We start from the raw sequence: 18248 nt of genomic DNA, 5'->3' as shown, positions 1-18248 counted from the left end.
ATCAACGCGCCGAGAGGTCCGGGTCCGCCGTCGGCCGGGGACCGCCGAACTCCCGGTACGCCCGGCGCAGCCGCTCCACCAGGCCGGGGCCGCCGATCGCCGCGCCGGGCGGGGCGAGCTGCCGCAGCAGCAACTCCGGCCCGGTCGCCAGGGTGGGTGGCCGGTCGGGCAACGACACCGGGGACAGCCAGAACCGGTCCACCGCGTCGGCCAGCGGGGCCGGCGGCAGCCCGCCGAGCACCCGCGCCGCACCGGCCACCGGAGGTTCGGGCTGGCCTTCAGCACGCTGCTCGGCCGGGTTGACGGCCGGTCCGCCCGTCGCCGCCGTCCGCTCGGCCGGCCCGTACACATGGGCCACGGCCGGAGTGGTGGCGCCGCGCAGCGTACGCAGCCGGGTGAGCAGCTCGGCCCGGCTCCGGCCGCGCCAGTGCAGCAGCTGGAACGGATCGGCGTCGAACGCCTCGGCGAGCAGGTAGAAGCTGGCCGCCAGGTGTTTGCACGGCACCGCGAAGTCGGGACAGCCGCAGTACTGTTCCAGCTCGGCCACGTCGGCCGGGAAGAGCGGCGCGCCCGCCGTGGCGAACAGCTCCTCCAGTTCGGCCGGCAGGTCGCCGGCGAGCAGCCGGGCGCTGAAGAACGCCTGCCCGGCCAGGTCCGCCTCGATCCGCTCCCACACCTCGTCCGGGTACGCCGCCAATCCGATCCGCACCGGGTACGGCTTCGGCCGGGAGCCCTGCACCTCGGCGGTGACCAGACCGGGGGCGACGTCGAGCCGGAGCACCTGGCCTCGGCGCGCGTACGCCCGACCCCGGGTGAGGCGGGTGCCGAGCGCGAAGGACTCCAGCACCTCCAGGAACCGCCGGGACCACCACGAGCGGCCGATCGCACCCCGGGTGCTACGCGCCCGCAGGCCGCCCTCGACCCGGCGCGGCGGCCCGAACTCGGCGAACCGCGAGCGGTCATCCGAAGTGGTCACTCCACCACCGCCCCGGACTCCAACGCGAACAGCTCCCGCAGCGTCTCGGTGGAGAGTTCGGTGACCCACTGTTCGCCGCTGCCCACCACCCGCTGTGCCAGGCTGCGCTTGTCCGCGATCATCGCGGCCACCTTCTCCTCCACCGTGCCGGCGCACACGAACTTGCGTACCTGCACCCGTCGGCGCTGGCCGATGCGGAACGCCCGGTCGGTCGCCTGGTCCTCGACCGCCGGGTTCCACCAGCGGTCCACGTGCACCACGTGGTTCGCCGCCGTCAGGGTCAGCCCGGTGCCGCCGGCCTTCAGCGACAGCACGAACAGCGGCGGGCCGTCCGGCGACTGGAACCTGGTCACCATCGTGTCCCGCTCGGCCTTGCCGACCCCGCCGTGCAGGTAGAGCACCTCCCGGCCGGTACGGGCGGACAGGTGGCCGCGCAGCATCCCGCCGAACTCGGCGTACTGGGTGAAGAGCAGGGCCTTCTCCCCCGCCGCGAGGACCTCGTCGACGATCTCCTCAAGGCGTTCCAGTTTGCCGGAACGACCGGGCAGCGTGGACCCGTCGTGCAGCAGCTGGGCCGGATGGTTGCAGACCTGCTTGAGCCGGGTCATCGTGGCCAGCACCAGGCCCCGGCGTTCCATCCCGTCGCTGGACTCGATCTTCGCCATCATGTCGTCGACCACCGCCCGGTAGAGCGCGGCCTGCTCGGCGGTGAGGTTGCAGAGCACCTCCATCTCCAACTTCTCGGGCAGGTCGGAGATGATCGACGCGTCGGTCTTGAGCCGGCGCAGCACGAACGGTCCGGTCATCCGGCGCAGCCGGTCGGCCACTTCGGCGTCCCCGTGCCGCTCGATCGGCTCGGCGAACCTCTTCCGGAACGTGGCGGCCGGGCCGAGCAGACCGGGATTGGCGAACTGCATGATCGACCAGAGGTCGGCGAGCCGGTTCTCCACCGGCGTACCGGTGACCGCGACCCGGTGCCGCGCGGGCAGCGACCGGACCGCCTCGGCCTGCCGGGTGGCGGCGTTCTTGATGGCCTGCGCCTCGTCCACGACCACCCGGTGCCAGTCGATCCCGGCCAGGTCGAACGCGTCCCGCCCGGCCACCGAGTAGGTGGTGAGGACCAGGTCCGCCGCGTGCACGGCCGCGGCGAACTCCGCGCCCCGCGCCCGTTCCGCACCATGGTGCACGTGTACGCGCAGCTTCGGCGCGAACCGGGCCGCCTCCCGCTGCCAGTTGCCGACCAGCGACATCGGACAGACCAGCAGCGTGGGCCCGGCCTCCGGCGGGTCCCCGGCGAGCAGGGCGAGCAGTTGCACCGTCTTGCCCAGACCCATGTCGTCGGCGAGGATCCCACCCAGCCCGAGCGACTGGAGGAACGCCAGCCAGGCCAGCCCGCGCCGCTGGTACGGCCGCAGCGTCCCGGTGAACCCCGGCGGCGGATCGGCCGGGGTGAGCCGCCGCTCCGCCCCTCCGGCCAGCAGCTCGCCCAGCGCGCCGTCGGCGGTCACCTCCAGCACCGGCAGCTCGTCGGGGCGGTCGGCGCCGTCCAGGCCCATCCGCAGCAGGTCGGCGACGGTCAGCTCACCGGCCGAGCGGAGCAGCCGCAGCCCGGCGGCGAGCCGCTGCGGGTCCAACTCGACCCAGCGGCCCCGCAACCGGACCAGCGGGGACTTCAGCTCGGCCAGCGAGGCCAGCTCCTCAGCGGTCAGCGGCTGGTCGCCGAGGGCCACCTCCCAGCGGTAGTCCACCACGGCGTCCAACCCGAGACCGCCGGAGGCGGCGGCGACCGCACCCGGGGCGGTGCGGCTGCGTGCCCGCAACCGGGCGCCGAGACGCGCCGAGGACCGCCGCCACCAGGACGGCAGGAGCACCCCGAAACCGGCCGCGTGCAGCACCGGCGCACCCTCGCGGAGGAACCGGTGCGCCCCGTCCGCGTCCAGGTCCGTCCCCTCCGGCGTGGCGGTCCGCAGCGCGTCCTCCAGCTCCGGCCAGAGCCGGCTGGCCCGGCCCAGCTCGGCGAGGAGCGTCTCCTGCGGGTCGACGCCGCGCCCGGCCAGCGCGGGCGTCGGCCCCTGCCAGACCTGCGCCGCGTCGACCACCAGGCCCGGCTCGTCGGCCGGGTGCAGGCCGAACTCGACCCGCCAGGAGCCCTCCTCGACCAGTTCGGCCACCGGGTCGACGTCGGGCTCGACCAGCCGGAAGGCGGCTCGTACCGCGCCGCCGGCGGCGTCCCGCTGCCAGGCGTCCAGCTCGGTGCGGAGGGTGACCAGCGCGGCCGGTTCGGCGGTGAAGGCGCGCTCCGGCCCGGTGAGCGCGGCCAGCCAGCGGGGCACCGGCCCGCCCGGCCGCATGCCCCGGTGCAGCGAGACGTCGGCGAGCGCGGCCCGGGCGGCCGCGTCGGTCAGCGCGTCCAGCGCCGCGGCGACAAGTTCCCCCGGCTCGGCGCCCGCCGGCACCCCTCCGGCCACCCGGCCACCGGCGGTCCGGCCACCGACGGTCCGGCCACCGGCGGTCCGGCTGACCTCCCACTCGACGGCGGCGCGGGCGGCCGGGGGCAGTGCGAGGGCGAGCGAGCGCGCCCAGGCCGCATCCGTGCCGGTGAGCAGGGGACGCCAGACCGCCCGGGCGGTCGCCACGTCCCCGTCGCCCACCGGGCGCAGGTGACGCCGGGATCGCCCGCCGTCCGCCGCGCCCCGCACGGCCCGGCTCCGGCCGACCGAGCCGCCCCCGCCTGCGCTGAGAACGCGCTGGTCGCCGTCGCCACTCGCGCGTTGGCCAGATCTTGGAAACTTACCGTCCTGTCCGAACGGCAGGTCTCCAAGATCTGCGGCGGCCACACCCGACAGCGGCGCGGGGGTGGGGTGCGGCGGGGACGCAAGCGCGGCGGGGGACGCGAAGTCGGCGGAGGCGGGATCGTGGTCGGCGGAGGCGGGATCTTGGTCGGCGGAGGCGGGATCGTGGTCGGCCACGCCGGGCAGGAGCCGGCCGCGAGCGACCAGGTCGGCGGCGAAGTCGGCCAGCTCGGCCAGGTGGCGCAGGCTCGCACCGATCACGGCGTCCTTCGGGTCAAGCGCCCGGAGCAGTGCGAACGCGGCGTCCGGGACGTACGCGAGGGCGGGCACCCGCCACCCGGCGAGGGCCACCGGGCCGCGGACCGGCTCGTCGACGGCGGCCCGGACCAGCTCCGGCGAATCGAGCGGCGAGCCCGCCCGGGTAGGCAGGGTGAGCAGCACCGACGCCGGCGCGGCGGGCGGGTCGCCAAGGGCGGCGGGCGGGTCACCGAACGCGGCGGGCGGGTTGTCGAGCGCGGCCGGCGGGTTGTCGAGCGCGGCGCGCGGGTCGCCGAGCGCGGCGCGCGGGTCGCCGAGCGCGGCGCGCGGGTCGCCGAGCGCGGCGCGCGGGTCGCCGAGCGCGGCGCGCGGGTCACCGAGCGCGGCGGCGAGGCTGGCCTGGTCGGCGGCGAAGGGATGGGGGCGCTCGCGCGGGGGGCGCCCGGGACGGCGGGGCGCGCGGGGTGGCCGGGTGCTGTCCTCGGCCCAGACGGCGAGCCCGACGCCGGGCAGCCACAGCCCGTGGATGACCAGCACGCACTCCCCCTCGACGACCGCCCGTGCCAGGATAGGCGGCCCCGGCCGGATAGTCTCGGCGGCGTGGTCGATCTACTCGTGATCGGTGGCCTGGGGGTCGACATCCGCGCCCAGGTTCCCGCACTTCCGCTGCCCACCGCCGACTCGCTGACCGTACCCCCGGTCGAGCTGCGGATCGGCAACACGGGCGCCGGCGTGGCGCTCGCCGCGCACGCCCTCGGCCTGCGGGTGGCGCTGATCGACGTGCTGGGCTCCGACCCGGCCGGCGACGTGGTCCGGGCGGCCCTGGCCCGCACGTCGGTACGGACCGTGTTGGCCGACGCCCCCGGCGGCACCCGCCGGTCGGTGAACCTGGTCGACCCGGCCGGCCGCCGGATGTCCCTCTACGACCCGCGCCCGTGGGCCGGTCCGGTGCCGTTCGCCGAGGCGGAGCTGACCGCGCTGGTACGCGACGCGGCGCACGTACACGTTTCGATCATGGACTGGGCCCGGGACGCGCTGCCGGCGTTGCGCGCGGGCCTCGGCGACGGCACGGCCCTCTCCACCGACCTGCACGACTGGGACGGCGAGAACGACTACCACCGCCCCTTCGCCGAGGCCGCCGACCTGGTCTTCGTCAGCGACGTCCGGCTCGGCGACCGGGCCGGGAAGGTCGCCGACGGGCTGGCGCCGCGGACGGTGCTGGTGACCGGCGGGGCCGCCGGCGCGACCCTGCACGGGGTGGACACCCCACCGGCGCGGGTGCCCGCGGCGACCCCGCCCGCCCCGGTGGTGGACACCAACGGCGCCGGCGACGCGTTCGCGGCCGGCCTGATCGCCGCCCGCCTGCGCGGCGCGCCCCCGCTGGACGCCGCCCGGTACGCGGCCCGGGTGGCCGCCGCCGCCTGCACCCACGACGGGATGGAGTATCCGCCCGGCCTGCTGCCCCGCGACTGAGCCCGGTCTCCCGTCGGCCAGTTCGGGCCGCCCCTTGATCCACTCCGCGTGCGGCAGGTGGCCAATCCTTGATCCACTCCGCGTGCGGCAGGTGGCCAATCCTTGATCCACTCCGTGTGCGGCATGTGGTGGTCACAGCCGATCGCGAGACCACCTGTTGCCGCACACGGAGTCGATCATTGCGTCGGCAGCCCCGGGAGCGGCCGGCCCCGCTGCGCTGCTATCCGCTGCGGCCCGGCCTGCGCCGGGGCAGGATGGGCGCATGGCTTCCACGGTGCAGATCCCCCTGGTGGGCGGTACGGCCGACGGCGAGACCGTCACCGTCGAGCTGGACAGCAACGATCGCCCCCCGCTGACCCACCATCACCTCGGCGCGGAGGGGCTGGCCAAGGCGCAGATCTACGAGCTGGAGACGGACAACCACCGGGGCCGGCCCTGGATCTACGCCTGGCGCGGCCCAGCGGTCTGAACCCCGGCTGACCCACCGTCCCCGGCACCGCGCTGGCGCCGCCCGGCGGTCTGAACCGGCATCGACCCGGCTGACCCACCGTCCCGACACCGCGCTGGCGCCTCAGTGCGGGACCTGCGCCTCGGAGGCCCGGGACAGGGTCCGCGAACGGATGCTGTCCAGCACGCCCCGGGTGACCTGGGAGGTGGCCCGGGCCTCGTCGCACACCTTCGCCACCATTCGGGCGGTCTCCTCCGCCCGCGAGTCCCGCTCGTCCCACAGCCGGTCCACCTCGGCCAGCAGCGGGCCCTCCACCTCGCGTTCCACGCCACGCAGCGCCGGCACGCCGAGCCGCTGGGCCAGGTCGAAGACCTTCCCGGCGTACGGCAGGGGCAGGAACGGCGTACCGACCATGGCGGCGAAGATCAGGAAGTGCAGCCGCATGCCGACCGCCAGGTCGAAGTGGCGCATCAGGCCGAGGATCTGCCGGGGCGAATAGTCGCCGTTCAGCACGCGCCCCCGCTCAGCGGCGGTCATGTGCGACATCACCCCGTGCGAGTGCCGGATGTCGTCGCGTTCCATCGGGACGAAGAGCACGTACGCGTCGATCCGGTGCACCAGGAAGTCGCCGATCTGGGCGAGCAGCCGGTGGTAGCCGTCGATGTCGAGGCGCTCCGCGGCCCGGCCCGGCTCGCGTACGCTCAGCCCGACCAGCCGCTTGCCCGCCGGGACGCCCTCCTCACGCAGCCAACTGTCCGGGAAGTCCTCCGGTTCCAGCAGGAACGCGGGGTCGGCGGTGACGGTGATCGGGTTCAGCAGGCCGGCCTCCTCCAGCACCATCCGGGACTCCTGGTCCCGTACGGTCACCTCGGTCGCCCCGGCCAGGGTCTCCCGCACCATCCCCGTGTCCACGCCGTCGCTGAGCGGCCCGACACCCACCGCGTACGTGAGCAGCGGCAGCCCCCGCTCCTGGGCGACCCGGACCACCCGTAGGTAGCGGCGGGCCTCACGGTTGTAGAGGATGCCGCCGCCGCCCAGGATGAGCAGGTCGAGGTCGGCCAGGATCAGCGACGAGTCGGCGCGGCTGACGCCCTCCCAGGGCACCGCCTCCACGTCCGGGTGGGCCATCGCGGTGTGCGCCGGGTTCCGGGAGAACACAATGATCCGGGCATTCGGCTCCAGCTGCCGCAGGTCGGACAGGAGACCGGTGAGGATCGCCTCGTCGCCGAGGTTGCGGCCGCCGTACGAGCCGAGCACGCCGATGGTCAGTCCGGCGTCATCCGTCATCCGTCGCCCCTCCCCAGCCCCGTTCCGTGCCGGTTTCCCGCTGCACCGGTGGACATACCTGGGGGTAGGGGTCAGCCGCCCGCGCCGACGAGACGGGAGACCAGGGCGGAAACCACCTGGTCGATGTCGAACCCGGCGTCGATCGAGGTGGTCAACCGGTCGAGCAGAAGCCCGTCCACCGCGTAGTGCAGCAGGGCCACCTCGAACGCGCCGCCGGGCAGCCCGGCCGCGACGTGGAACGCGACGTCGTCGGCGTACCCCCGGCGGAGCACGTCGCCGAGGGCACGACGCAGTTCGGGCCGGCGGGACGCCTCCAACCGCAGCTCGAACAGCGCCCGGGTGAGCTCGGGTTCCCGGGTGGTGCGCTCGACGACGTACCGCAGATAGTCGGTGACCAGGGCGAGCGATGGTTCGCGCCGCCCGAGGTCGGCCAGGACCACCGGGTCGGGCGCCATCCGCTCGAAGATCCGCTCGGCGAGGCCGGCGAGCAGCGCGGCCCGGGACGGGAAGTAGTTGGAGGCGGTGCCGACCGGCACGCCGGCCTCGGCGTCGACCGCGCGGTGGGTGAGCCCGCGCGCGCCGGACGCGGCGAGGACCCGCAGCCCGGCGTCGGCGAGGAGGTTGCGTCGTTCCGGGTTCCTGGCCACCGACCCACCCTAGCAATAACCACGACAGGTGTTGTACATTCGATCCGACCACGACAGCCGTCGTGGTTAAGCCGATCTTCGGAGCCGATTTGCGCGAGCTCGTGTACTACGTCGCCAGCACCCTCGACGGCTTCATCGCCGCCCCCGACGGGTCCTACGACTTCTTTCCCCTGATGCCGGAGCCGGACGTGCTGGCCCACCTGGCCGCCGAATGGCCGCAGACCTTCCCCACCTTCGCCCACACCCAGCTCGGCATCGATTCGCCGCCCGCCGGCCGCTTCGATGCGCTGGTGATGGGCCGCAGCACCTACGACCCGGCGCTGAAGCTCGGCGTCACCAGCCCGTACGCCCACCTGAAGCAGTACGTCTTCTCCCGATCGCTGCCCCCGTCCGAGGACCCGCAGGTGGAGATCGTCGACGCCGACCCGGTGACCTTCGTCCGCGACCTGAAGCGGCAGCCCGGCGGGGACATCTGGCTCTGCGGAGGCGGCCAGCTCGCCGGCCAGCTCCTCGGCGAGGTGGACGAACTGGTGGTCAAACTGAACCCGATCGTGGCCGGCAGCGGCGTTCCGCTGGCCAACCGGGAATTCGCCCCGCACCGGTTCACCCTGGTCGAGGCATGCCCGTTCGACAGCGGGCTCGTCCTCCTCCGCTACACCGCCGGGATGCGGTAATCGGATTGCTCCGAGCCGGGCCGGCATCGCACGGTGGACCTGTGACGAGCGCGACGAAGAGCCGGATCCGCTGGAGCGACCTGCCGGCCCCGGTCCGGGCTACCGTCGAGGAGATCCTCGGCGACCGGGTGGTGGAGGCCGTCTCGCAGCAGGGCGGCTTCTCCCCCGGCACCGCCGACCGGGTACGCACCGCCGGTGGTGGACGGGCCTTCGTCAAGGCGGTCAGCCCGGCGCAGAACGAACACAGCCCCCGGCTGCACCGCGTGGAGGCGCAGATCGCCGCCGCGCTGCCGTCGGCTGCGCCCGCGCCCCGACTGCTCGGCAGCTATGACGACGGCGACTGGGTGGCACTGGTCTTCGCCGACGTCGAGGGCCGGCCCCCGGTGACCCCCTGGGCGGCCGGCGAGCTGGCGGCCGTGCTGTCCACCCTGGAGGCGATGGCCGACGCCCTCACGCCGACGTCGATCGCGGTGGCGCCCACGGCCACCGAGCAACTCGCGCGGGACTTCGCCGGCTGGCGGCGGATCGCCGAGGATCCGCCGGTCGACCTGGACCCGTGGGCCCGGCCGCGGCTGGCCGAGCTGTGCGCCGCAGCCGACCGGGGGCTGACGGCGCTGGCCGGCGAGACCCTGTGCCACCTCGACATTCGCGCCGACAACCTGCTGATCAGCCCCGACGGAACGGTCAACGTGGTCGACTGGCCGTGGGCCTGCCGGGGGTCGGCCTGGCTGGACAGCCTGATGATCCTGATCAACGTGCAGGTGTACGGCGGGCACGACCCCGAGGCGCTGCTGCGCGACCTGCCGCTCGCCGCCGGGGTGGACCCGGCCGACCTGACCGGCGTACTGGCCGGGTTCACCGGGTTCTTCCTCGACGGATCCCGGCTCCCACCGCCGACCGGCATCCCCACCGTTCGGGCGTTCCAGCGCGCCCAGGGCGACGCGCTGCTGCGCTGGCTGGACCGCCGGCTGCCCTGATCGGTAACCCGGATCGCCTGTCGCGCGCCGAAGGGGCCCACTATGGCCGCCGAAGCCCTCCCTGTTGCAGATCACGCCGGCGGGAGATTCATGATCCTTGGCGCACGGGCTGCGTTCTTCTCGGCGCGTCGGATTGCTGAGCTGCCAACGATCAAGGCCCTCGGCGTGTCGGATTGCTGAGCTGCCAACGATCAAGGCCCTCGGACGGTGTCGGCAAGGGGCGGTCAGGCGGGCGTGCGGACCTCGTGGGTGAGGAAGGGCAGGACGGCGGCGGGCAGCGCCGGTGACCCGACGATGTCGTAGTGGGTCAGGCCGGGCAGCACGGCCAGCCGGGACGCCGGCCGGTCGGTGCCGTCCCCGCCGGCGTCCCGGTGCCCGCCGCCGAGCAGCCCGAAGAACTCCGCCATGTGACCGACCGGGATCGAGTCGGCGTCGGCGTAGACCAGCAGCACCGGCAGGGCGAGGGCGGCCACCTCGGCGGACCAGTCGTAGTCGTGGCGCTGCAGCTCGCCGGTCTTGGCCCAGAGCGTCGGCCAGTCCTGCGGGCGGGGCGCCAACCGCTCGTACAGCTCGTGGGGCGGGGTGCCGCGCATCTGCTCGGCCACCCGCTCGTCCTGGGCCGCCATCGCGGCCAGCACCGCCGGGTACCAGCCCCGCCGCCGGAACGGGGTGGAGACCAGCACCAGGCGGCGGACCTGGCCGGGATGCTGGATCGCGGTACGCAGGGCCACCCCGCCGCCGAGCGAGTAGCCCAGCACGTCGGCCTCGGGTAGGTCGAGATGGCGCAGCAGCGCCCCGAGGTCGTCGGCCATCGACTCGTAGCGCAGCGGACGGTCGACGTCGGCGGTGCGGCCGTGGCCCTGGAGGTCGACCGAGATCACCTGCCGGCGGGCGGCCAGCGCGGGCCGGATCGGGTCGAACATCTCCGCCGACCCGTAGCCGCCGTGCAGCAGCACCAGCGGCCGGCCGGTCCCGTGGACCTCGTACCAGAGCCGGACCCCGTTGACGTCCGCGTAGCCCATGCCGCCCCCTCTCGTCCTGGCGTACCGGTACAACGAGCCGATCCGACACGTGATCCGGATACGCCGCGCCCCCGCTGCCTCGGGCCAACGGGCAGCGGGGGCGCGACGAGGATCCGGTCAGCTGACGCCGGTGACCGCCTTGACCAGGTTGATCCCGAAGTAGATCACGAACGCGGCGGAGACCGCCCACATCAGCGGGTGGATGGTCCGGGCCTTGCCCTGCGCCACCCGGATCGCCACCCAGCTGACGAAGCCGGCGCCGATGCCGTTGGTGATCGAGTAGGTGAACGGCATGAGGGTCATGGTCAGGAACGCCGGGACCGCGACGCCCACGTCGGTGAGGTCGATGTCCTTGACCTGGCGGATCATCAGCGCGCCGACGATGACGAGGGCCGGGCCGGCGGCCTCACTCGGCACCAGCAGCACCAGCGGGGTGAGCAGCAGCGCGCCGAGGAAGAGCACACCGGTGACCACGCTGGTGAGGCCGGTACGCCCACCGTCGGCGATGCCGGAGGAGGACTCGACGTAGGTGGTGGCCGAGGAGGCGCTGCCCGCGCCACCGGCGACCGCGGCGACACCGTCGACGAAGAGCACCTTGCCCAGCCGGGGCATGTCGGTGCCGTCCGCGTTGGTCAGGCCGGCCTGCTTGGCCAGGCCGACGGTCGTGCCCATCACGTCGAAGAAGTCGGCGAGCACCAGGGTGAAGACCAGTAGCAGCGCGGTCATCACGCCGACGTGCGCGAACGAGCCGAACGACACGTTGCCGAGCAGGTGCAGGTCGGGCTTCTGCCAGAGCGGGTCCGGCAGGGTCGGCACGTTGAGCCGCCACCCGTCCGGGTTGGGCTGGCCGTCCACGATCGCCCCGCCGGGCTTGGCGAGGGCGTTGACGATCACGGCGACGACCGTGGTGGCGACGATGCCGATCAGCACGCCGGCCTTCACCTTGCGGGCGACCAGGATGCCGGTGACCAGCAGGCCGACCAGGAAGACGATCGTGGGCCAGCCGTGCAGCGTGCCGTTGGCGCCCGAGCCGAGCTGCAGCGGCACGCCGGTGCCGGCCCGGACGAAACCGCCGTCGACGAAGCCGATCAGCGCGATGAACAGGCCGATGCCGGCGGCGATGGCCGCCTTCAGCTCGGCCGGGATGGCCCGGAAGACGGCCTTCCGGAAGCCGGTCAGCACCAGCACGGTGATGATCAGACCCTCGATGACGACCAGGCCCATCGCCTCGGCCCAGGTCATCTGGGAGGCCACGGCGTACGCGACGAAGGCGTTGAGACCGAGTCCGGTCGCCACCCCGAACGGCACCCGGCCGACGATCCCCATCATGATCGTCATTACCGCCGCGACCAGCGCGGTCACCCCGGCGACCGCTCCCATGCCGAGCATGTTGCCGTTGACGTCCGGCGCGGTTCCGATGATCAGCGGGTTGAGCACGACGATGTACGCCATCGTCGCGAAGGTGGTGATCCCGGCGAGCACCTCGCGCTTGACCGTCGAGCCCCGGCGGGTGATCTCGAAGAAGCGGTCGATGCGGCCGCGTTCGGCGGGAGCCGCCGACTCGACGGGGGCAGCAGGTTCCTGCATAGTCACGCTCATGGCGTGGCTTACTCCGTTCCGGGTTGGCCCGCCGGATGTGCCGGTCGGGCGGCGGGGGTTGCAGTCGTCCCGATTCGGTTGGCCCGGAGAACGTCGGAACGGCTGGGCTACACGGATCCCGTGAAGCACTACGAAGCCGCACCCCGGTCGGGGGGAGCGACTTCGCGCCTCCAGCTTAACCGCCGGGTAACGGGAGATGACCTGCCCATCCCCTTACCGCCGCACGGAGGGTGGGCAAGGTCACGCCACGGTCAGCTGGGGCAGGGTCCGGCGAAGAGCGACACGACGACCCGTACCGGCCGGTCGCCCTCGGCCGTGATGTCCAGTGGCACGCATCGGCGCCCCTTGACGAAGAACCCGCCGACGAACCAGGTGTCGCCCTCCGGACAGGCGGAGAACCGTACCCCTTCCACCGGCCGGAAGTCCCACGCCTGGCCGTACTTCAGGCCGGCGTAGCCGCGAGCCTCCGGGCCGATCATGACGGTCGCGGTCGCGCCGGCCCGGATGCCCACCCCGACCTTGTAGTGGCTGCCGTCGGCGTCCTGGTAGCCGAAGGCGGCGGGGTCTCCGGTCGCCATCGCCTTCAGGCCCCGCCACATGACCGGACCGGCGAGGACGTCATCGGGGCCGGGCGGGGTCGGCGTCGGCTCGATCATGTGTGCCTCGCCGGGCTCGCAGCTGACCGGCCGGGGAACCTCGTCCGCCTCGGGGCCTCTTGCCATGGTGGCGGCGTCAATCGCGAGGCTGGCGGTGACCGACGGGCTGGCGACCGTCGCCGCCGCCGGCCGGTCGGCACGGTCCTCCGGCGTGCAACCGCCGACCATCAGAAGCGCGGTGACGCCCGCGAGGGCGCCCACCTCTCTCCGCATCGCCGACCTCCCGCCTACACCCTAGGGAACCCGTCAACTCGGGGTGTCGAGACGGAACGCGCGCGTAATCACGTGGGGGGCGCGTCCTCGGTGAGGGTGTATCGGCGCAACCGGACGGGGACGCCTTCCGGGCCGGTCCAGGTGGCGGCGGTCGTGTCGGTGTGCCGCCAGCCGGCGCGTTCGTAGAGGGTGATGGCGGGGCCGGAGCATTGGTGGTCGACGACCTCCAGGACGAGCTGGAGCCGGCGTCCGACGGCCCATTCGCGGGCGTGGGTCAGGAGCTGGGACCCGACGTGGCACCCGCGGGCGTCCGGCGTGACGAACAGGCGGCTGACCTCGGCTGTGGGCATCGAGGCAGGGGCCGTGGCGGAATCGACGCGGTGAACGGCGACATGGCCGACGATGTGGCCTCGTGCCGTCTCCGCGACCCAGGCATGGAGGGCGTTGGCCGGCGACAGCCATGGTTGCGGGTCGTCCGGCCAGTTCAGCGGGTAGTGGTCGAGGCGATGCACCGCCGCGAGGATCGCGACACAGTGCGGCAGGTCGGCGGCAGTCCGGTCGCGGATCCTGAGGTCATTCATGATCAGATTGTCCGAGCAACTGATGGTGGGCGCGGCAGGTTTCGAACCTGCGACCCCCCGCTTGTAAGGCGGGTGCTCTCCCACTGAGCTACGCGCCCGGAACGCCCGTACGGCGGGCCGGAGGTCCGGCAAGCTTACCTGCCGGCCTCCGGTCCGGTCGAACGGCGTACCTGAACGTGGGATCAGGCGACGGCTTCGGCCAGGGCCTTGCGCCAGCCCTGCTGGTCCCGGGCCTCGCCGGGCAGGTTCATCTCGGCGAACCGGACCACGCCGGCCTTGTCGATCACGAAGGTGCCCCGGTTGGCGATGCCCGCGACGTCGTTGAAGACGCCGTACGCCTGGGCCACCGCGCCGTGCGGCCAGAAGTCGGCCAGCATCGGGAACTCGTAGCCCTCACGGTCGGCCCAGATCTTGTGGGCGTACACCGAGTCGACGCTGACGGTCAGCACCTGGACGTCGTCGTTGACGTACTCGTTGAGGTTGTCCCGCACCTCGCAGAGCTCGCCCTGGCAGATGCCGGTGAAGGCGAGCGGGTAGAACACCAGGAGCACGGTCCGCCTGCCGCGGAAGTCGGAGAGCCGAACCTCCTGGTTGTTCTGGTCCTTGAGCACGAAGTCCGGCGCCTCGGCGCCAACCTCGATGGGCATACAAACTCCTTGGGTCGAGTCTGGAGGTGATCAGCCTGCCACACCCGGCGACGGGCGCCGCCGGGTGGCGTACGGGGACTACTTCCGGCTCTTCGACCCGCGCCGGAGCACGAGCCGGGCGCCGCTCCAGTCCCGACCCGCGTTGATCGTCGAGGTCTGCTGGAGGCCGGCGGTCTGGGCGCTCTCCGCGACCTCGCTCGGCTCGACGTGACCGTCCCGGCCGGCCTTGGGCGTCAGGAGCCAGACCACCCCGTTGTCGGCCAGCGGCCCGAGTGCGTCGACGAGGATCTCGAAGAGGTCGCCGTCGCCCTCTCGGTACCAGACGAGAACCGCGTCGACCACCTCGTCGGTGTCCTCGTCGACCAGCTCTCCACAGCGGTCGGTCAGGGCGTCCCGGAGATCCTGGTCGACGTCGTCGTCGTAGCCCATCTCCATGACGACCATCCCCGGCTCGATCCCGAACCGGTCCGCCAGACTGCGTACCCCGTCGGCGGCCTGACCAGCGGTCGCGCTCACTGTCGCGTGCCTCCTCATCTCATCCCTGCTCGTGGCGTCGTCCGACGCCGTCGCGCCAAGTCCACACAGTTTGTGGCCCCCCGCGCAAGTGGCGCACCGGGTGGAACGGAATTTACCGTGCCAGCAAGGTACGGGCACCCTGGGTAATGGCCTCCTCGGAGACCAGAACCTGACGGGCCGCCGGACCTAATGGTACAAAACAGTCAAGTCCCGCCACACGTCGCGCCGCACCGACGTATCCGCCGTCCACCAGAGCGGCGATCACCCCCTCGCCCACCCCACCCGAACGGCGGGTCTCGTCCACGACCAGCACCCGCCCGGTGGCCGAGGACTCCCGGACGATGTCGGCCACCGGCAGCGGGGCGAGCCAGCGCAGGTCCACCACCCGGCTGCCGATCCCCTCGTCGGCGAGGGTGGCCGCGGCCCGCAGCGACATCCGCACCCCGTTCCCGAAGGTGATGATGGTGAGGTCCTCGGCCGAGCCCACCCCGTACACCCGGGCCCGACCGATCGGCACGTGGCGTGCGGCCCAGGCGCCCGGCCCGGCGTACTCGTCCAGCCACTCGCCGTCGCCGTCCGCGTACAGGTCACGGGTGTGATAGAGCGCGATCGGCTCCAGGAACGCGCAGACGCTCCCGTCCACTGCCGCGGCGGCCAGGCACGTCCGCAGCATCGGCGCGGCGTCGTCCGGCCGCGCCGGCACCGCGATCACCAGCCCCGGCACGTCCCGGAGTACGGCCACCGAGTTGTCGTTGTGGAAGTGCCCGCCGAACCCCTCCTGGTACGCCAGCCCGGCCACCCGTACCACCATCGGGTTCCGGTACGCCCCGCGGGAGAAGAACCGCATGGTCGCGGCCTCGCCCCGGAGCTGGTCCTCGGCGTTGTGCAGGTACGCCAGGTATTGAATCTCCGGCACCGGCAGCATCCCGGCGACGCCGGCGCCCAGCCCGAGCCCGAGGATCGAGGTCTCGTCGAGCAGCGTGTCGAAGACCCGGGCCGCCCCGAACCTGTCCCGCAGCCCCTTCGTCACCCCGTACACGCCGCCCTTGGCGGCGACGTCCTCGCCGAAGACGGCCATCCCCGGGTGGTCCAGCATCCCGTCGGCGAGCGCCGCGTTGATGCTCTGCGCCAGGGTCAGCGGCCCGGCCAGCTCCGGCGGCTTGCCGCCGAACGCCTCGGCCCGGGCGCCCGCGTTCGGCCCGGCCGCGCGGGCCGCCGCGTCGGCCAGCGCCCGGGAGAGCCGGGCCGGCCGGCGCGGGGCCAGCTCCGCCACCACCTCGGCGGGGGACGCCAGCTTCGGCTCGTCGAGCACCTCCTCGGCGATCCGGCGGACCTGCCAGCCGCGCTCGTCGTACCGGGCCAGCAGTTCCTCGCCGGTGGCGTAGCCCGTTGCCACCAGCAGCCGCGCCGTGGCCAGCAACGGATCACGCGCCAGGTCCGCGGAGATCTCGGCCGGGCTCCGGTACGCGGTCTCCGCGTCGGCCCCGGCGTGACCCATCAGCCGTACGGTGGTCAGGTGCAGCACCGCCGGCCGCCGGTGCCGGCGCACCCAGCCCGCCGCCTGCTCCGCCACCCGGTACGTCTCGACCGGATCGGTGCCGTCGGCGGTGAAGTACCGGATCCCCGGCCTGGCCCGCAGCGTCGCCTCGACCCAGCCCTTCGGCGAGCGCACGCTGATGCCGAGTCCGTTGTCCTCGCAGACGAACAGGACCGGGATACGCAGCCCGGTGTGGTCGTACCAGCCCGCCGTGTTGAACGCGGCGGTGGCGGTGGCGTGGTTGACCGAGGCGTCCCCGAACGAGCAGACCACGATCGCGTCCGCCGGCCACGGCGAGGTGGCGGCGCCGTCTCCGCCGGCCTCGGGAACCGCCGCCCCGGGCCGCCGGCCACCGCCGACCCGGCGCAGCCGTTCCAGGGCGAGCCCCATGCCGACCGCCCGGGGCAGGTGGGACGCGATGGTGGAGGTCGTCGGGATGACCGCGAGGTCGGCGTGGCCGAACACCTTGTGCCGGCCCCCGGCGATCGGCTCCCGCGCCGAGGCGACCACGCCGCGCAGCACGTCCCGCGCCGCCTGCACGTACCCGTCGTCGGGGTCCGGTGTGGGCAGCGCCGGCAGGCCGGTCCCGGCCTCGCCGTCGGCCACCGCCGTCACCCCGGCGCCGGTCGGCAGGGGCACCACGGACTCGGGATCGTCTGGGGTCTCGCCCGACCGGGCCGGCGTGGCACCGGGGGCCGGCCCACCGGCGTCGGGCGCGACCTCGGCGGGCACCGGCACTACCTCGGCGGGCACCTCCGCGTCCGGCTCCGACAAAGGGCCGGCCACAGAGGACGGGCCGTCCGCCGAGGACGGGTCGGTGACCGGCGACGGATCGGTGACCAGGGTCGGATCAGCGGTGGGGGTGGGCGCCGGGCGGTCGGGGCCTGCCCTGTCCGGGTCCGTGGACGCCTCGGGTTCGGCGTCGTCGGGGTCGTCGCCGCCGTCCGGCCGCCCCTCGGGGGCGGCGGGGAAGCCGCCCGCCGCCTGGGCGGCCCGGACGCAGTAGAAGCCACCGGACCGGTAGTGCAGCAGGGCGGGGTCGGTCGGGCGCAGGGCGGCGGCGACCGCGGCGTTGCCCTCGTGGCCGGCCGAGCCGATCGTGTAGTAGCCCTCCCCGAAGCTGCGCAGCCACCGGGCGGCGAGGTCCAGCAGCCGGCTGGTCGCCTGGGCGTCGAAGAGGGCCAGTGCCTGCGCTCCGGTCAACGGTCCACCGTCGGGCAGCCACTCGGCCAGGTCACGGCGCTGGTCCGGCCCGCCGAGCGCGCCCAGCGCCGCCCGGAACCGGTCATCGAGATCTTGCGGGGTGGTCACGTCGGACAGCATTACCGACGGAGGCTCAGGTCGCCCAGTCGGGCACGATCGGGCCGAGCCGGGCTCAGCCTTCGCCGCACGTCTCCGGGCAGCCGCCGTCGGAGACCTTCCAGACCAGCTCGCGCAGCGTGGCGAGCTCTCCGGTGGTGAGGCCGCCGAGGAGTCGGGAGTCCGACATCACCTGCCACACCTGGTCCCGTACGCGCCGGCCGGCCTCGGTCACCACCAGTGTCTTCTGCCGCCGGTCGGCCGGGTCGACCCGGCGCTCGACCAGGCCCGCCTGCTCGAGCCGATCGACCAGCGCGGTGACGTTGGACCGGTCGCAGCCGAGTTCCTCGGCGAGATCCCGGGCGGGCAGCGGGTGGTCGGGGTCGAGCGCGTGCAGGGCCCGGGCCGCGGCCGGGGTGAGCCCCAGGCCGGCGATCTCCTCGTCCTGGTGGTGCCGAATCGCGGCGGAGATGTGCAGGATCCGGCGCACGGTGTCCCCGGCCAGGCCGGTGCGGTCGCCCGCGTCGGGGCCGGCGGTGGGAACGGTGGAATGCGCCATGTCTCACATCGTACTTGCGGTTCAATGATGGAGGTGCTCCACTGTTTAGCAGCTCACGCAAATCGCGTCGAGCGCCGTCACCTGGAG

General features: G+C 73.7%; 16 protein-coding genes and 1 tRNA gene. 4 read left to right on the top strand and 13 right to left on the bottom strand.

What is annotated here, in order from left to right; genetic code table 11:
- Nucleotide 1: 1 nt before the first annotated feature.
- The gene (locus tag ACIRG9_RS08320; protein ID WP_402852114.1) at nucleotides 2–976 is read right to left on the bottom strand and encodes an SWIM zinc finger family protein; all 975 of its coding nucleotides are present in this window, start codon (nucleotides 974–976) and stop codon (nucleotides 2–4) included.
- A complete protein-coding gene (locus tag ACIRG9_RS08315; RefSeq protein ID WP_402853021.1) occupies nucleotides 973–4209 on the bottom strand; it encodes an SNF2-related protein in 3237 nt (1078 codons plus the stop codon). Before ACIRG9_RS08315 ends, ACIRG9_RS08320 begins: the two co-directional genes overlap by 4 nt.
- A gap of 417 nt (nucleotides 4210–4626) precedes the next feature.
- On the opposite strand from ACIRG9_RS08315, the gene ACIRG9_RS08310 reads away from it, so the two are divergent.
- Together ACIRG9_RS08310 and ACIRG9_RS08305 are read left to right on the top strand one after the other, a co-directional pair.
- Nucleotides 4627–5499, top strand: coding sequence for a carbohydrate kinase family protein (locus ACIRG9_RS08310; protein ID WP_402852111.1), 873 nt, complete (start codon nucleotides 4627–4629; stop codon nucleotides 5497–5499).
- Nucleotides 5500–5761: 262 nt separating this feature from the next.
- The gene (locus ACIRG9_RS08305) at nucleotides 5762–5968 is read left to right on the top strand and encodes a hypothetical protein (protein ID WP_402852108.1); all 207 of its coding nucleotides are present in this window, start codon (nucleotides 5762–5764) and stop codon (nucleotides 5966–5968) included.
- Nucleotides 5969–6070: 102 nt separating this feature from the next.
- Here the strand turns inward: ACIRG9_RS08305 and ACIRG9_RS08300 are convergent, their stop codons facing one another.
- Entirely contained in the window at nucleotides 6071–7234 is a 1164-nt protein-coding gene (locus ACIRG9_RS08300; RefSeq protein ID WP_402852105.1) for a polysaccharide pyruvyl transferase family protein, read from the bottom strand.
- Nucleotides 7235–7305: 71 nt separating this feature from the next.
- A complete protein-coding gene (locus tag ACIRG9_RS08295; RefSeq protein WP_402852102.1) occupies nucleotides 7306–7881 on the bottom strand; it encodes a TetR/AcrR family transcriptional regulator in 576 nt (191 codons plus the stop codon).
- Nucleotides 7882–7970: 89 nt separating this feature from the next.
- Between ACIRG9_RS08295 and ACIRG9_RS08290 the strand changes: the two genes are divergently transcribed.
- Nucleotides 7971–8555 carry a dihydrofolate reductase family protein gene (locus ACIRG9_RS08290; protein ID WP_402852099.1) on the top strand — a complete coding sequence of 195 codons (585 nt, stop codon included), beginning with the start codon at nucleotides 7971–7973 and terminating at the stop codon, nucleotides 8553–8555.
- 41 nt (nucleotides 8556–8596) lie between these two features.
- Nucleotides 8597–9532: a phosphotransferase family protein gene (locus ACIRG9_RS08285; protein WP_402852097.1), complete on the top strand. Its 936-nt coding sequence runs from the start codon at nucleotides 8597–8599 to the stop codon at nucleotides 9530–9532.
- A gap of 224 nt (nucleotides 9533–9756) precedes the next feature.
- Here ACIRG9_RS08285 and ACIRG9_RS08280 read toward each other — a convergent pair whose 3' ends face one another.
- From ACIRG9_RS08280 to ACIRG9_RS08240, 9 genes are all read right to left on the bottom strand, one after another.
- The gene (locus tag ACIRG9_RS08280; protein WP_402852094.1) at nucleotides 9757–10554 is read right to left on the bottom strand and encodes an alpha/beta fold hydrolase; all 798 of its coding nucleotides are present in this window, start codon (nucleotides 10552–10554) and stop codon (nucleotides 9757–9759) included.
- A gap of 117 nt (nucleotides 10555–10671) precedes the next feature.
- Nucleotides 10672–12153: an NCS2 family permease gene (locus tag ACIRG9_RS08275; RefSeq protein WP_402852092.1), complete on the bottom strand. Its 1482-nt coding sequence runs from the start codon at nucleotides 12151–12153 to the stop codon at nucleotides 10672–10674.
- Between the two features lie 251 nt (nucleotides 12154–12404).
- Nucleotides 12405–13022 carry a hypothetical protein gene (locus tag ACIRG9_RS08270; protein ID WP_402852089.1) on the bottom strand — a complete coding sequence of 206 codons (618 nt, stop codon included), beginning with the start codon at nucleotides 13020–13022 and terminating at the stop codon, nucleotides 12405–12407.
- Between the two features lie 68 nt (nucleotides 13023–13090).
- Entirely contained in the window at nucleotides 13091–13603 is a 513-nt protein-coding gene (locus ACIRG9_RS08265) for a GNAT family N-acetyltransferase (RefSeq protein ID WP_402852086.1), read from the bottom strand.
- Between the two features lie 23 nt (nucleotides 13604–13626).
- Nucleotides 13627–13701, bottom strand: a tRNA-Val gene (locus ACIRG9_RS08260).
- 84 nt (nucleotides 13702–13785) lie between these two features.
- Complete coding sequence (locus ACIRG9_RS08255) at nucleotides 13786–14250, bottom strand: peroxiredoxin (RefSeq protein ID WP_402852083.1); 465 nt, start codon at nucleotides 14248–14250, stop codon at nucleotides 13786–13788.
- Between the two features lie 78 nt (nucleotides 14251–14328).
- A complete protein-coding gene (locus tag ACIRG9_RS08250; protein ID WP_402852081.1) occupies nucleotides 14329–14766 on the bottom strand; it encodes a DUF3052 domain-containing protein in 438 nt (145 codons plus the stop codon).
- A gap of 112 nt (nucleotides 14767–14878) precedes the next feature.
- Nucleotides 14879–17455: a thiamine pyrophosphate-dependent enzyme gene (locus ACIRG9_RS08245; protein WP_402853019.1), complete on the bottom strand. Its 2577-nt coding sequence runs from the start codon at nucleotides 17453–17455 to the stop codon at nucleotides 14879–14881.
- Between the two features lie 223 nt (nucleotides 17456–17678).
- Nucleotides 17679–18161: a MarR family winged helix-turn-helix transcriptional regulator gene (locus tag ACIRG9_RS08240; protein WP_402852078.1), complete on the bottom strand. Its 483-nt coding sequence runs from the start codon at nucleotides 18159–18161 to the stop codon at nucleotides 17679–17681.
- Nucleotides 18162–18248: the final 87 nt, after the last annotated feature.

Source organism: Micromonospora sp. NPDC093277 (assembly GCF_044765245.1).
Lineage (GTDB): Bacteria > Actinomycetota > Actinomycetes > Mycobacteriales > Micromonosporaceae > Micromonospora.
Note: the sequence above shows the minus strand (reverse complement) of the source record. Positions and strands in the feature narration are given on the sequence as shown.

What these genes read in the sequence shown, in the direction of transcription:
- ACIRG9_RS08305 (WP_402852108.1), top strand. Translation starts at nt 5,762, where the DNA reads ATGGCTTCCACGGTGCAGATCCCCCTGGTGGGCGGTACGGCCGACGGC.
- ACIRG9_RS08300 (WP_402852105.1), bottom strand. Translation starts at nt 7,234, where the DNA reads ATGACGGATGACGCCGGACTGACCATCGGCGTGCTCGGCTCGTACGGC.
- ACIRG9_RS08280 (WP_402852094.1), bottom strand. Translation starts at nt 10,554, where the DNA reads ATGGGCTACGCGGACGTCAACGGGGTCCGGCTCTGGTACGAGGTCCAC.
- ACIRG9_RS08275 (WP_402852092.1), bottom strand. Translation starts at nt 12,153, where the DNA reads ATGAGCGTGACTATGCAGGAACCTGCTGCCCCCGTCGAGTCGGCGGCT.
- ACIRG9_RS08270 (WP_402852089.1), bottom strand. Translation starts at nt 13,022, where the DNA reads ATGCGGAGAGAGGTGGGCGCCCTCGCGGGCGTCACCGCGCTTCTGATG.
- ACIRG9_RS08265 (WP_402852086.1), bottom strand. Translation starts at nt 13,603, where the DNA reads ATGAATGACCTCAGGATCCGCGACCGGACTGCCGCCGACCTGCCGCAC.
- ACIRG9_RS08255 (WP_402852083.1), bottom strand. Translation starts at nt 14,250, where the DNA reads ATGCCCATCGAGGTTGGCGCCGAGGCGCCGGACTTCGTGCTCAAGGAC.
- ACIRG9_RS08240 (WP_402852078.1), bottom strand. Translation starts at nt 18,161, where the DNA reads ATGGCGCATTCCACCGTTCCCACCGCCGGCCCCGACGCGGGCGACCGC.